Origin of the sequence: Mucilaginibacter sp. (assembly GCF_041660805.1) — a bacterium.
GTDB lineage: Bacteria > Bacteroidota > Bacteroidia > Sphingobacteriales > Sphingobacteriaceae > Mucilaginibacter.
In genome coordinates, this window is record NZ_JBAZVP010000001.1 from 81405 (window position 1) to 94294 (window position 12890).

Genomic DNA, 12890 nt, shown 5'->3' on the forward strand with positions numbered 1-12890 from the left:
ATTTACTATGAAGAATATCGGTTTTTACCAAAGCTGTTATGTCAGGCAGTCAAACGAAAACAATTGCGGGTTAGCCTGCATGGCGATGATTTTCCGGTTTACAGGGGAATATGAAGTATCTCATGAATTGGTAAAATTGATGGACACCAATTTTTCAGAATTGTCACTCCTGGAACTAAAAACATTAATGGAGAGATATAATCGCAAAAGCAGATGCGTCCGCATTGAAGCGGCCAATTTTAGATGTATTACCTCACCGGTAATACTACATACCGTAAATCCATATGGCGCATTTCACTTCGTTACCTTGTTCGTGGCCAAAAAACTGAATGGCCAATATTTTTACGTGATCGGTGACCCCGGGACCGACATTAAAATCATAGATGAATCGCACCTGTTATCCATCTGCGTTTCGAGGTCGGCGTTATACATTGTAGATATTGATCAAAGACATCAAAAAGGTGATTTCTTTTTATGGCGGAAAGCCTTCAATTGGAATTTGATCCCCAAACCCCTATGGTTCTTCATTCCCCTCATCCATCTTTTAAGTTTCATAATGGGCATAAGTTTATCAGCATTGCTTCAGCAACTGTTAACCGGCAAGGAAACCATCAGACAGCTCGGCTTCAGAATCGCGATCTTAACTCTTCTTGCCATTAGCATAGTATGCAAAGGGATTCTCAACCATATCAAGCAACAACTCCTAATCAGGGTGAACAAGATCATCAACTTGCAGCTAATAAATAAATTCGCGTCGTTACCCGTTCATCACAGTAACATTTCAAGACCCGTTGATAAAAGCATTCAAAAACATCTGATCATCATCTCCAAATATCAGCTTTCTATAAATGGCGTATTTTCAATCGCCCTTTCTGAAGGTCTATTGTTGGTTACATTGTTGGGCTGCCTGTTATATCTTGATCTGCTGGCTGCGTCTGTGACGCTGTTTTTTTCGGCATTTGCCTTATGTGTGGCCATAAAACGACTTCCTGATGACCTGCTTTTTGCCAAATATTTAAGTGACCTTCATGCTGAGTCGGAACAAGTTTTAATGAATTCCAACGCATTTCCGAAACGGGGGGCGCCTCATGACAGCCATCGGTTCGATACATTTTATGAAAGGTATATTAATGAAGCAGCAGCAAATGCCCGTCAGTTAAGTAGAACGATGTTTAACAATGAGGTTCTCGGCGGGATTAATATTATTGTTCTTATAGCCCTTGGATTTTTCACCGGCGATCATTCAGCACCCTTTATCGTCGGCTTAACCATTCTCGGGTACCTTGTTTTGATAATACTGCAACGTATAATCACTTCTTTACCCGTCATTTTTGATGGCGCACAGGCTGCGCATTCTTTGCAGCAATTATAGAACAGCTTACTCCAATAACAGCCCGTCTTAATCGGGACGGGACTGCTATGCCTATTCAATTCTATTATTTAATCATATAAATCATTGCTATGAAAACTGAATTCAATAAAATAAAATCGGAGCTCGAAGACGCACTGCTTGATGATAATGCATTCACAAACTCGGCAGATAAGCTTCATAAAGGTACTTCATTAATTCAGGAAGCCCTATTTACAATCAAGTTCAATATTTCGGAAGATGGCTTTGAAAGCCAGGACGATGAAATTGAATTCTTTAAAAATTTTAAGCCCGCGATTCTGTCGCTAAAGATCGGGCTAATATACCGGTACAACCTGAAATTGAATGAACCGGTCGGAACATCCGGAACTATTATAAAATATTACGAATCCGAAATAAAAAGCATCCAAAGCTTTTTTAGGATTAACTCATTCCATTACCAGTACTATAAGAACGATCTGACCCATATGGATTCCACTTATTTCCTCCGGAATAAAGGTCCTCTTGATTTGCCAACGGATGATATCAATGATCTTGATCCAAATTTCAGTACACCAATGAGTTTACTTTTTTCAAAATTCAAAGGTTATGAATCAATCCAGCAATTTGCCCTTGATCAAATAGCACGTGCAAGTGATGAGCCGACAAAGAAAGGTTCGGGAGAAAGTCTTAAATGGACAGGCGATTCAATCAATATTGTTGAATTAGCATATGGCTTATACCTCACGGGGCAACTCAACAATGGCAATGCAAGTTTAAATCAGATCGTGCGATGGCTGGAAGAAAACCTGCAAATTAAAATAGGCGTTATTCAGCGGCGATTTACCGAAATCGGTAGGAGAAAGCGCCTTAGTCAAACCAAATATATAGATCAGATGAAGGAAAAAATAGAGGAAAAAATAGATCAGGGCAATTCATAAGGATGAATTGAGATGTTTTTCAGATACACAGCGATTCGCTGTGTTTTTTTTATCGGTAGTACCGAAAAGCTACTGTAGTTGCCGTTTTTTCTACCCCCACATTTGTATCAACGAAACCATAAGGCTCAGGCCTTATACGGTTCTTTGACATTGGGGGACAAAGCATTATTCCGGGAGAAACGGAAAATTCTGCGAAGGTGAGATCATATCAAAATTCCGAAAACGCATAGGCAGGCGAGAGCCCGGCATGTAGATGCCGACGTGAGTAGTCCCGAAATATATTACCGGCAGAAGTGAATTACACGGGACCGATACCCGCTGCCGGTACAAAAGCTAACTGTAGCTAAGGCACTTTCGTCAATGAACAGGTGCCATTTTATTATTGCCGGATACCGGCTATCTGTTTAACTCAAATTTATTTTTTATGTCAAAGTTATTAACTGCCAGGGAGCTGAAGGAACAAGCCTCGTTGGTAGACCTCCTAAGCCGTTTAGGGTATCAGCCAGTCCCCAAACGAGGCCGTGAAAAAATGTACGTCAGTATGCTCCGGGATAGTGATACCAACCCCTCCTTTAGTGTGAATGACGATCTCGGTGTTTGGTTCGACCATGGTGCCGGGAAAGGAGGGACTATTATTGATTTCGGATTGGCTTATTGGAAGCATTTAAGCTTTAACGAGGTTGTAAAAAAGATCCAGGACGTTTGTGCCATCGAAATAGCGGAGCCAAGGGTTCGGCGGCCGAGAAAACCTGTAAAGGTCCAGCATGTTGTTGAAAAGGTACGGCCATTGGGTGCCCATCCGGCGATCACTGATTACCTGAAAAGTCGCGGCGTATTCGAGGTCGCCAGGTTTTACCTCAGCGAGGTCTATTACTTTATAGAGGATGAAAATGATGTACGCAAACATTATTTCGCTGCGGGTTGGCTGAATGAGCATAATTCCTGGGAAGTCCGTAACCGTTATTTTAAAGGATGTATGGGGCACAAAGGGATTACCGTTATTCCGGGGCATCCTAAAAAAGCAGCTTTATTTGAAGGTTTCCTGGACTTTTTAAGCTGGCGATATGATAACCCGGAGGCCGACCACACAATTATCGTATTAAATACCCTGACATTATTGCACCAGGGTATTAATAAGGCAAAGGCCTATTCCTCATTGGATATCTACTTTGACCGTGATAAAGCAGGTAAAGGTGCCAGCAGGGATTTTATAAAAGCATTACCCTATGCAACAGACCGGTCAGCTATATACGAAGGGTTTAATGATTATAACGATAAATTAAAAGCGCAGTTAAAAACTGTGGCCACCGAGCAAGAAACTAAAACGAATTTCTTTGCCAATGTCCGGGTTCCATTTGTGAGGTAACTATTGGCGGCAGTGCCGCCACTCAACTTCATAATTGGTGGGTAAATCCCAAATTTATAATCAGGATTTCCGTTGCTTTTGCAACGGCAAGATGTCTTTTTGTTTCACAAAAAGTCTCTTGCCCTTCCAGGGGGGAGATAAAAAAACTTCGCAACTCGTTTTTTCATGGAGCGTCTTAAAAAACTGAATGGGAGGCCCAAATTAGCGGGAGGTAAGCGGACTAAATTTATCAATGTCAGGTTCACTGAAGTGGAATATAAAGACGTTGCTGAATTGGAAAAGGAATTGGGTATTAACAAAACTGACCTGATCAGGATGCGGATTTTATCCGATGCGAAGAAAACGGTCATTAACTCGAAAGAACTGATCCGTCACCTGGATAAGGTGGGCGCCGAATTGGGCAGGATTGGTAATAATATCAACCAGTTAGCCAAACACGCCAATGTGCTGAGATTAAAGGGAGGGCTAAATCCTGGGATAATCCTGAAATTCAATGAACTGCTTGAGGATTATATCAAAGTCCAGCAACTGTTGGAGATTTCACTTCGCAAGATCATCAGGGCTATGGGCCTTTAAATCCCGTCCGGTTCTGTTTTTATAGCTATTACCACGTATGGTAATGGCCTGGAATCCCACTCTTTCCCTTTTTATGATTCCTATCGATCATATCCGTTGCCCTTTGCATCGTTACACCTTTTCAGTAAAGCCAATTCGTAATTGGGTGGAACGCACCTGCGAGGGGAACGTTCTAAATCTTTTTGCGGGCAACACCCGGTTAGCGGTAAACGAAACAAGGAACGACCTTGATCCGGCTATGCCTGCTGATTACCATCTCGATGCTTTGGACTTTCTCCGAAGCTGGACGGGACCGAAATTTCAAACAGTTTTGTTAGACCCGCCTTATGCCTACCGCAAAAGCATGGAACTCTATAAGGGAATCGTATGTAGCCCCTTTAGGCAACTAAAGGACGCCATCGGGGATTGCCTGCAGCCTGAAGGAATCGTTATCACATTTGGGTACCATTCTGTAGTTATGGGGAAAGGCCGGGGATATCAGATCGAACGGTTAGCGCTTTTTAGCCATGGAGGCGCAATTCATGATACGATTGCAAGTGTCGAAAGATTATTACCGGTTTCCGGGCCAGGTTAATTCAGAGCTTCAGAGCTATAAAGATATGCTGATAGGCTGATCCAAAGATATGCTGATCTCCAGCTATAAAGGTATCCTGCTCTAAAGCTACATTGTTCCAGCGATCACCTGATCTAATGATCGGTTGCTATAGCGATAGGTTGATACTTTGATCGGTGGCTACATTGTTACAGGGATCACCTGTTCTAACGATATACTGCTCTTAAGCTTTATAGCTCGCGAGATCTGTAGTTATACTGCTACACCGATAGTTAGATATACATCTTTTCATATCCCCCTCCTTTATGATCGCCCATATTCTTGAGAAACCCTCCAGGTCATTTGCCGGCGTTAAATACAATACGGATAAGGTTGATCGTAATACCGGCGAACTCATGCTGATCGCCAATTTTGGAGCCTTACAGGCCCTGGCAAATCCGCGCCTCCAGGATTTGGTGAATTACCTGTTAATGGTATCAGCCCAGAACAAGGTGATTAAAAATACCCAGTTCCATGCCGTGGTATCGGCGTCCGGCCGCAATTATAACAAGCAGGAACTCACAAAAGCCGCAGTCATGTGGATGAAGGAAATGAAATACGGGCTTCAGCCGTACCTCATCGTTTTTCATAAAGACACGGAGAACAACCATATACATATCGTAAGTTCAAGGGTAGGTAAGGACGGTAAACAGATCGACCGCGATTATGAACAGGTTCGGGCGGTAAAAAATATCAACAAAGTTTTAGGCTACGACTTTGCCATGCAATACCGGTTCAGTACCAAAGCCCAGTTTTACCTGATCCTGGAAAATCAGGGCTTTCTTGGCCGTGATTACCTGAATGAAAAAAAACTTCAGAAAAGGATCAATGCTTATAAACCGGATAAAGGCAGGATAGCAGAACTAAAAGAATTGTTCATTAAACACAAGGCTACCACGGCATTTGTAACTATGATGCAGGCACAATATAAGATAGATCTTGTATTCCATGGCTCCGAAGGGAAAAAGCCATATGGTTATACGGTGATCGACCACGCTACCAAACAGGTATTTAAAGGCAGTGAGATCCTTAATCTGAAACATTTGCTGGATGAGAGCGTCCATTATGATTTACCTGAAAAGCCGGCCGATACAGGTCTCCAGGGCTATTTGAGTCGGGAAGCTATTACTTACTATTCTGAATATACCCCGGAACCGTTGCACATCAGCCCGGTGATGATCTCCAATGATGTGGACGACCAGCAGGTATACGGCATGAAACGCCGCAGGCAAAGAAAGGCAAGAACTAATACCCGATAAGGGACAAAACCATGAAAATTTATGATCTGTTTATTTGGCAACCAAAAGGGTGGCGTTGGAAAAAGTACGCTCACCGTCCTATCAGGGAATTACCTGAGCCTAGCTAAAGACTGGCCCGTAACCATCATTGATATGGATTACCAGCAATCCATTTCGCAGAAATTTGAAAAGGCGAAAGTGCTGGAAAATCAAGAACCATATGATGTATTGCCGGCAAATCTGGAAAGCTTCCCGCCGTTAATTCCGGTGCTCACCAAAAATAAAAAGGATACGGTACTGATCGACCTGCCGGGTAAACTGGATGATGACGGCCTGATCCCGGTTTTTAGATCCGCTGACCTTGTGGTTTGCCCGTTTGCCTATGATGAATTCACTTTTGAATCCACCGTTTTATTTACCGTCGTCCTTAAAAAGGTAAACCCCAGTGTGGAGGTCGTATTTATTCCTAACCGTATCAAGGCCAACGTAAAGTTTGAGATCATGACGGAAGTGAATGAGCAGCTTTCCAGGTTCGGAAAGATCACCGCGATGTTACCTGACCGGATCGATTTTCAACGCATCACCACCTTTCAGACACCCCTGTCCCTGTATGGGATCATCACCCCGGTTTTTGAAGAAATATTTGCCGACCGCTTATGGAAAAAATGAAATCATTAGCCGACCAGCTGCGCGAACAAATGGTTAAGCCCGGCGAAAAACCGAAAGAAGTTAAACCGAAGAAAGCCGACGGAAAAAGCGATGAACCCAGGAAGAAAATAACCAAAGTTATTGATTCAGCCATACTGAAAGCCCTGAGCGAGTATGACAATTCTGATCATAAAACCCTGGTGCATTTCCGGTTTAATAAGCCGACTGTCGATTTCCTGAATCAATTTAAAATCGCAACGGGTATTGACGCCACCAAATTTGCGGCCTTTTCCGTCCGGCACCTCATAGAAACCAACCCGGAACTCAAAACAATTATCAAACAATTTATACAAAACTCAGAATTATGACTTGGTTAAAATTTGCCCTCTGGCTGCTTAGTATCTACTCGATATATTATGTCGCGCTCATCTTTTGGGACAAGCTGCAAACTAAACGCGGGGAAACCGGGAGTGACAAACATGAACTCACCTTTGTTGAGGAAATTAACCCTATTCAATCACTTGTAGAAGAATTAACCGGTTCCGGAAAGGAATCTTCCGTTGCTTTTTCAGGTGGCGTAAGCCTTAAACAGCTTTTCAATCTCGCCCGTGAGGAATCGGTCGAGTACATCAAATCCGTTAGCTTCTAATGAATGAAATTTTTCCTGTTAGCATGTTGCTGCTTTTTAAGCGCAGTGGCATTCGCTCAACCCGGCATCGCCGAGATGCAACAGGCTAAACAGGATCTATCATCATCCTTTTTTTCTGCCATTGATTTTTGTTTGGTCCTGGCCTGTTTATTCGGCCTGTTTGGCGGCCTTCGAATATACCATAACTGGCAGATGGGTAAGGATCGGATAGATTCGGCCGTTGCCGCATGGTTTTTTGCATCATTTTTTATGGTCCTGTCGGGCCCTTTTTTACGCGCATTGTTCGGGATCTGAATGCCTGTTTTTCCAAAATGCTTCATCCCACGAAGCACTAAAAGATTCCTGTCTATAAATCTTCAGAATTCAGATTCAATATGGATCTGTCCGGCAGTGTTTATCCTGCCGTCCCTATCGGGTGAAATTACCGGGGCGTTGTTCGTGATCTGAACGCTTTTTTAATATAACCGGCCTGCTCCCAGCTGGCTCTAAAAGATCTCCGCCTTTATTTTTTCTCCATTTTAATGTCCTCAAAAACAAAAAAGTTATGGGCTTCAGCCGTTTTGCTGGCCCTATCCATTCCCGTGTTCGCTCAAAGCGGCGTTAACGGCCTGAACACTGCAACCACTACCCTGAAAACTTACGTTGCACCCGTAACCAATATTACTTTGGTGATCGGCGGTATCGTCGGTATTGTGGGTGCCATCCGTGTCTACTCCAAGTGGAATTCGGGCGACCAGGACATCAACAAGGAGTTGATGGGCTGGGGAGGCAGTTGTGTCTTTCTCGTTGTGTCTGCTTTGGTGATCAAAGCTTTCTTCGGCTTGTAATCATGGCCAGGAAGTATCCTGTTTATAAGGGGCTGCAACGGCCCCTTATATTCAAGGGCTTCAAAGGCAAGTTTATTTATTGGGGAATCGCCTCCCTGCTGACCGGGCTTGTTTTTGGTGCTTTAACCATGTCACTGGTCAATATGTGGCTTGGCGCCATGGTACTGATCGGGTTTGTTGTCGGCGGATTGCTCTTTACTGCCAGCAAACAAAAAGGCGGCCTTCACTCTAAAAGCCGCTCTTCAAACATCTACATCCTTAATCATTATGGCCGTAAAAACCTTGTTTAACATCCCCTATGCGGGGGTGGATAAAGATGGGGAATACGATTTGCTCATTGGCCTTAACGGCGAATGCTCCGTTGTCATTCAACTGGTGAACCCCGTGATCCGTTACTCCGCTTATCCGGCAGGTTACGAGGAATTTCACCACCTGCTCATTAATGTCGTAAAAATATTAGGCGATGGCTACCTGCTGCAAAAGCAGGACATCATCAGCCGGTCCCCCTATAAAGGCCCACCTGCCGCGGAATACCTGCAGAAAAAGTACAACGCTCATTTTAACGGGCGGGAATGTATGCAGGTAGCTACTTACCTAACCATCACGCGCCAGGTAAAAAAAGGCGCGTTTTATGTTTATGATGGCCGCGTACTGCGGGACTTCAGGCAGGCCATCGGCAAAGTACTGGATGTGCTGCCATCAGCCAATGCGCTTAACGAGGGGCAATTAAACCAGTTGGTCTTACAGGTGCTGAGCATGGACTTTGGCAGCCCCAATATTGTCCTTGATAATCTTGCCCCATCTGAAACTGAGATCAGGATGGGCGACAGATCGGTCCGCTGTATCAGCCTGGTCAACATTGACAGTATAGATTTACCATCAGATGTTTCCTCACATATTGAGTTAAACGATAAGGAAAGTATGCGCGGGTTTCCCGTCGATTTCCTTTCATTCCTTTTTAAGGTGCCCGGCGTGGATGTAATCGTTTACAACCAGGTCATCGAAATACCAAACCAGGCGGTAACGCTCCGGAAACTGGAGCAAAAAAAGAAAAGGCACGCCGGGATTCCCGACCCGGCAAATCAATTATGCGTAGAGGACATCGATCTCCTGCTGAATGATGTGGCCCGCGAAAGCCAGCTGCTGGTCAATTGCCATTTTAATATCGTGGTGGCAGCTCCCGTTACCGCCATTCAAAAGGCGATCAATTTTATTGAAAGCTCGCTTTTTCAATTAGGGATCATCCCCAGTAAAAATGCCTATAACCAGCTGGAACTATTCCGGACTGCTCTGCCGGGAAACAGCGTAGAGTTAAAGGAATATGATTGGTTTCTCACAACCTGCGATGCAGCTGTCTGCTTTTTCTTTAAGGAATCCCTGCCGAGGGATGAACCATCTGATTTTTTGATCAGGTTCACTGACCGGCAGGGGATACCTGTTGGTATAGACCCTTCAGACTTACCAATGCGCTCCGGAAGGATCAATAACAGGAACCGGTTTTGCCTCGGCCCCAGTGGCTCCGGCAAGTCTTTTTTCATGAATTCACTCATCGAGCAATACATGCTTTATAACATGGATATGGTCATCGTGGATACCGGCCACTCTTATTCGGGCCTGTGTTCCTATTACAAGGGGAAATATATCACCTATACAGATAAGAATCCAATAACCATGAACCCGTTCCGCATCAGCGAGGCGGAATATAACATAGAAAAGAAGGATTTCCTTTGTACCCTGATCGGGGTAACCTGGAAGGGTGCCGAAGGAACTTTAAGCCCGGTGGAACGCGATGTGATCGCCAACGTAATATCAGCTTATTATAGTCAGTTCTTTACTGATAATGGCGATTTAAGTTTCAATACCTTTTATGAGTTTGCTCTTGAAAAGATCCCGCAGATCAAAACCGAAGAGAAGATCGTGTTTGATTTTGACGAGTTTAAATATGTCCTTAAAAAATTCTATAAGGGCGGTGAGTTTGCCCGGTTGCTGAATGAGGACACTGATAAATCACTGTTTACCGAACGATTCATTGTCTACGAAATTGATTCGATCAAGGAGAACAAGACCCTCTTTCCACTCGTCACGTTATCGATCATGGATGTATTCATCCAGAAGATGCGGTACCGGTCGAACAGGCGAAAGGCTTTGGTGGTCGAGGAAGCATGGAAGGCCATCGCCAGCCCGCTAATGGCAGGCTATCTCCTGTACCTCTACAAAACTGTCCGGAAATTCTGGGGCGAAGCCATAGTCGTTACGCAGGAACTGGGTGATATTATCGGCAATGCCGTAGTAAAAGATAGTATCATCAACAATTCCGATACCATCTGCTTGCTGGACCAAACCAAGTTCAGGGATAATTACAATGATATCGCTGCCTTGCTTTCTATTAATGAAACCGAAAGGCGAAAGATATTTACCATTAACCAGCTTGACAATACCGAAAATCGTGGCCGGTTCAAGGAAGTCTATATCCGGCGAGGTGCAGTCGGCGAGGTGTACGGCGTAGAAGTGTCCTTGCATCAGTATCTTACCTATACGACAGAAAAGCCGGAAAAGTCAGCCGTAGAGAGCTACACCAGCCGATTCGATTCTTATCCTGATGGCCTTGATGTCTTTATCAGCGATTTTAAAGAAAGCGGGAAATCCTTACCTGCCTTCATCTCACAGGTTAACCAAAAACAGCAACCATGAAAATCAACTTATTTAAACATTCAATTTTAACTATTATCGTTTGCTCGGGTTTTTGTATCGCCCATGCGCAGACCCTGACGATTGACCCTGCCGTATCCGCTGCCATCGCGGTTAATGCAGGTGTGATCAACGGGCAGCTGAATACCACAAATAATAAACTTGATCTCATCCAGAAAGGCCAGCTGGCCGTAACCGGTCAGTTGGTGGTCGTTAACGACCTGCAAAATAAGATCTATCAGGGGCTGAGCCAGGTAGCCTCGGTCATTAATAACCTGGCCACCATTAAAGAGATCGCGGAATGCGGTACCGACATTATTAAGGATGTGGAGGCCTCTATTAGATTGGCTAAATCGGACCCGGTATTATTGCTTTTTGCCGAACAGGGTGCCCGTGATTTCAAAACGCGGGCAACCATACTTGCCGGAGATGTCAGCGCCTTTGTTCTTAAAGGCGGCAATAACCTGATGGACTCCGGCGAGCGCGGCAGAATGCTTAACCACATCGCCGATGAAATGCGCATCCTGCGTGGTATTGCCTATGGTATGGACAGGGCCATGTATTGGGCTAAGATCAACGGCATATTTCGTTCACTCAACCCATGGTCAGAATGGCAAAACCAGGATGTGAGGATTGCCAATGACGTATTAACAAACGCTAAATACCTTAAACAAATCAAATAGTGTCATGAAGACTGTAATCTTGTTATTTACTACTTTGCTTTTGGGTGCGGCTACCGCCTTTGCACAGCATAAAATACTGAACATTCCCGCCCTGCATCAGCTGGTTAATGAATCTGAATCCGAAAACAAACTGCAGGTAAAAGCTAAGAACCAACAGGCGCTGGCGACCGCCAACGAACAGGCCAACCTTATCTTATTAACGAAAACGAAAAACATGTACCGCACTTTGCAACAGCGGTATAATACACTCGGCACCGCAATAAATATCGCGGACATCGGTATTTATGCAACACCAATGGTAAGCCGCATCATTAACAACCAGGCGCAGATTATCCGCTTAGTTCAGCAAAATCCAGCGTTAATAGCTATCGGTTACCAATCCGCCCTTCAATTTACCAGCCAGGCACGGAGCCTGGTTGCCTACGTGACCGGGCTCACCCTGGCGATTGGCGATGTTAATCAAATGAAAGCAGCCGACCGGAAGATGCTCTTTGATTATGTGATCTCCGAACTAAGCAATATCCAGGATCTGTCAGGCAATATGTTGAATATGATGCAGTATTCCAGCCTCGCCTTGCTGTTAAGGGCTGCAAACCCTTTTCAGAATTTCATTGATGCCGATAAGTCTATTAGCCGCGAGATCATTCAAAATGCCAAATACCTCAAATGAAAAACTTATCTATATCCGGCTTGATGCTATTGTGTTTTCATTGGGTACAGGCCCAGGAATATGTGATCGATTACCGGCACCTTGTTGCCGTTTCTCAAAATGCTTCGGTCAGAAGTGGTGCAGAGTTTACCCATGACCAGTACCTCGGCAAGATCAATAACAATATCAACGATCTCAATGCCAATGTTGGCTCCGTGGTACTGGCGCAATCCATGATCTATCAGGGACTTTCCAATGTTAATTCCGCCTTAAAAGATGGACTTGCCGTTAAAAACATAGCGGTGATCATTGCGGATATGACCGGTTATATCAACCAGGCCTTGCAAATGGCACGAACCGAACCCCATCTGTTAATCTTTGCCGGGAACATGGCTGCAGAAATGCGAACGAGGTCCCTGGCTTTAGTGACGGATGTTTCGGGTTATGTGCTCAAGGAGGGCAATAATGTTTTGGCAGACTATAACGCCCGTGACCAGTTATTACGTAAGGTAATCACCCAGCTGCAAATATTGGATGGCTTAGCCTATGGTACCTGGAAAGCCATGTATTGGGCGAAGGAACGGGGTGTTATCGCGTCTTTAAACCCATTTGCCAATTTTATCAGTCAGGATATCCGGATCGTTGATCAGATTATTCAAAACGCAAAATACTTAAGGCAATGATT

Annotated in this window: 16 protein-coding genes; all 16 read left to right on the top strand. The window is 44.4% G+C overall.

Annotated features, from left to right (window positions below; genetic code table 11):
* The first annotated feature begins 7 nt into the window (after positions 1–7).
* The 16 genes from WC743_RS00425 (at position 8) to WC743_RS00500 (ending at position 12888) form a co-directional block, all read left to right on the top strand.
* The gene (locus tag WC743_RS00425; protein WP_373009740.1) at positions 8–1372 is read left to right on the top strand and encodes a cysteine peptidase family C39 domain-containing protein; all 1365 of its coding nucleotides are present in this window, start codon (positions 8–10) and stop codon (positions 1370–1372) included.
* 89 nt (positions 1373–1461) lie between these two features.
* A complete protein-coding gene (locus tag WC743_RS00430; protein ID WP_373009741.1) occupies positions 1462–2289 on the top strand; it encodes an RteC domain-containing protein in 828 nt (275 codons plus the stop codon).
* Between the two features lie 424 nt (positions 2290–2713).
* On the top strand, positions 2714–3655 hold the full coding sequence (locus WC743_RS00435; RefSeq protein WP_373009742.1) for a toprim domain-containing protein: 942 nt from the start codon (positions 2714–2716) through the stop codon (positions 3653–3655).
* A 165-nt stretch (positions 3656–3820) separates the two neighbouring features.
* Positions 3821–4231, top strand: a complete 411-nt coding sequence (gene mobC / locus WC743_RS00440) for a plasmid mobilization relaxosome protein MobC (protein WP_373009743.1) — start codon at positions 3821–3823, stop codon at positions 4229–4231.
* A 145-nt stretch (positions 4232–4376) separates the two neighbouring features.
* A complete protein-coding gene (locus WC743_RS00445; RefSeq protein ID WP_373009745.1) occupies positions 4377–4805 on the top strand; it encodes a hypothetical protein in 429 nt (142 codons plus the stop codon).
* A gap of 284 nt (positions 4806–5089) precedes the next feature.
* The gene (locus WC743_RS00450) at positions 5090–6082 is read left to right on the top strand and encodes a relaxase/mobilization nuclease domain-containing protein (RefSeq protein ID WP_373009746.1); all 993 of its coding nucleotides are present in this window, start codon (positions 5090–5092) and stop codon (positions 6080–6082) included.
* Between the two features lie 21 nt (positions 6083–6103).
* Positions 6104–6730: a ParA family protein gene (locus tag WC743_RS00455; RefSeq protein WP_373009747.1), complete on the top strand. Its 627-nt coding sequence runs from the start codon at positions 6104–6106 to the stop codon at positions 6728–6730.
* Positions 6718–7077, top strand: coding sequence for a hypothetical protein (locus WC743_RS00460; RefSeq protein ID WP_373009748.1), 360 nt, complete (start codon positions 6718–6720; stop codon positions 7075–7077). The genes WC743_RS00455 and WC743_RS00460 overlap by 13 nt, the downstream gene beginning before the upstream one ends.
* Positions 7074–7358, top strand: a complete 285-nt coding sequence (locus WC743_RS00465) for a hypothetical protein (RefSeq protein WP_373009749.1) — start codon at positions 7074–7076, stop codon at positions 7356–7358. Before WC743_RS00460 ends, WC743_RS00465 begins: the two co-directional genes overlap by 4 nt.
* A 3-nt stretch (positions 7359–7361) precedes the next feature.
* Positions 7362–7652, top strand: coding sequence for a DUF4134 family protein (locus WC743_RS00470; protein ID WP_373009750.1), 291 nt, complete (start codon positions 7362–7364; stop codon positions 7650–7652).
* A gap of 227 nt (positions 7653–7879) precedes the next feature.
* Positions 7880–8185: a DUF4134 domain-containing protein gene (locus tag WC743_RS00475; protein WP_373009751.1), complete on the top strand. Its 306-nt coding sequence runs from the start codon at positions 7880–7882 to the stop codon at positions 8183–8185.
* A 2-nt stretch (positions 8186–8187) separates the two neighbouring features.
* Positions 8188–8475 carry a plasmid transfer protein gene (locus tag WC743_RS00480; RefSeq protein ID WP_129568335.1) on the top strand — a complete coding sequence of 96 codons (288 nt, stop codon included), beginning with the start codon at positions 8188–8190 and terminating at the stop codon, positions 8473–8475.
* The gene (locus WC743_RS00485; protein WP_373009752.1) at positions 8453–10876 is read left to right on the top strand and encodes a TraG family conjugative transposon ATPase; all 2424 of its coding nucleotides are present in this window, start codon (positions 8453–8455) and stop codon (positions 10874–10876) included. Before WC743_RS00480 ends, WC743_RS00485 begins: the two co-directional genes overlap by 23 nt.
* Positions 10873–11556, top strand: coding sequence for a hypothetical protein (locus WC743_RS00490; protein WP_373009753.1), 684 nt, complete (start codon positions 10873–10875; stop codon positions 11554–11556). Before WC743_RS00485 ends, WC743_RS00490 begins: the two co-directional genes overlap by 4 nt.
* A 4-nt stretch (positions 11557–11560) precedes the next feature.
* A complete protein-coding gene (locus tag WC743_RS00495; protein WP_373009754.1) occupies positions 11561–12226 on the top strand; it encodes a hypothetical protein in 666 nt (221 codons plus the stop codon).
* Complete coding sequence (locus WC743_RS00500; RefSeq protein ID WP_373009755.1) at positions 12223–12888, top strand: hypothetical protein; 666 nt, start codon at positions 12223–12225, stop codon at positions 12886–12888. Before WC743_RS00495 ends, WC743_RS00500 begins: the two co-directional genes overlap by 4 nt.
* Positions 12889–12890: the final 2 nt, after the last annotated feature.

Bases quoted from the DNA above. Each gene is read 5' to 3' on its own strand.
- WC743_RS00465 (WP_373009749.1), top strand. From the start codon at position 7,074: ATGACTTGGTTAAAATTTGCCCTCTGGCTGCTTAGTATCTACTCGATA.
- WC743_RS00470 (WP_373009750.1), top strand. From the start codon at position 7,362: ATGAAATTTTTCCTGTTAGCATGTTGCTGCTTTTTAAGCGCAGTGGCA.
- WC743_RS00480 (WP_129568335.1), top strand. From the start codon at position 8,188: ATGGCCAGGAAGTATCCTGTTTATAAGGGGCTGCAACGGCCCCTTATA.
- WC743_RS00430 (WP_373009741.1), top strand. From the start codon at position 1,462: ATGAAAACTGAATTCAATAAAATAAAATCGGAGCTCGAAGACGCACTG.
- WC743_RS00490 (WP_373009753.1), top strand. From the start codon at position 10,873: ATGAAAATCAACTTATTTAAACATTCAATTTTAACTATTATCGTTTGC.
- WC743_RS00500 (WP_373009755.1), top strand. From the start codon at position 12,223: ATGAAAAACTTATCTATATCCGGCTTGATGCTATTGTGTTTTCATTGG.
- WC743_RS00455 (WP_373009747.1), top strand. From the start codon at position 6,104: ATGATCTGTTTATTTGGCAACCAAAAGGGTGGCGTTGGAAAAAGTACG.
- WC743_RS00425 (WP_373009740.1), top strand. From the start codon at position 8: ATGAAGAATATCGGTTTTTACCAAAGCTGTTATGTCAGGCAGTCAAAC.
- WC743_RS00495 (WP_373009754.1), top strand. From the start codon at position 11,561: ATGAAGACTGTAATCTTGTTATTTACTACTTTGCTTTTGGGTGCGGCT.
- WC743_RS00475 (WP_373009751.1), top strand. From the start codon at position 7,880: ATGTCCTCAAAAACAAAAAAGTTATGGGCTTCAGCCGTTTTGCTGGCC.
- WC743_RS00450 (WP_373009746.1), top strand. From the start codon at position 5,090: ATGATCGCCCATATTCTTGAGAAACCCTCCAGGTCATTTGCCGGCGTT.
- WC743_RS00435 (WP_373009742.1), top strand. From the start codon at position 2,714: ATGTCAAAGTTATTAACTGCCAGGGAGCTGAAGGAACAAGCCTCGTTG.
- WC743_RS00485 (WP_373009752.1), top strand. From the start codon at position 8,453: ATGGCCGTAAAAACCTTGTTTAACATCCCCTATGCGGGGGTGGATAAA.
- WC743_RS00460 (WP_373009748.1), top strand. From the start codon at position 6,718: ATGGAAAAAATGAAATCATTAGCCGACCAGCTGCGCGAACAAATGGTT.
- mobC (WP_373009743.1), top strand. From the start codon at position 3,821: ATGGAGCGTCTTAAAAAACTGAATGGGAGGCCCAAATTAGCGGGAGGT.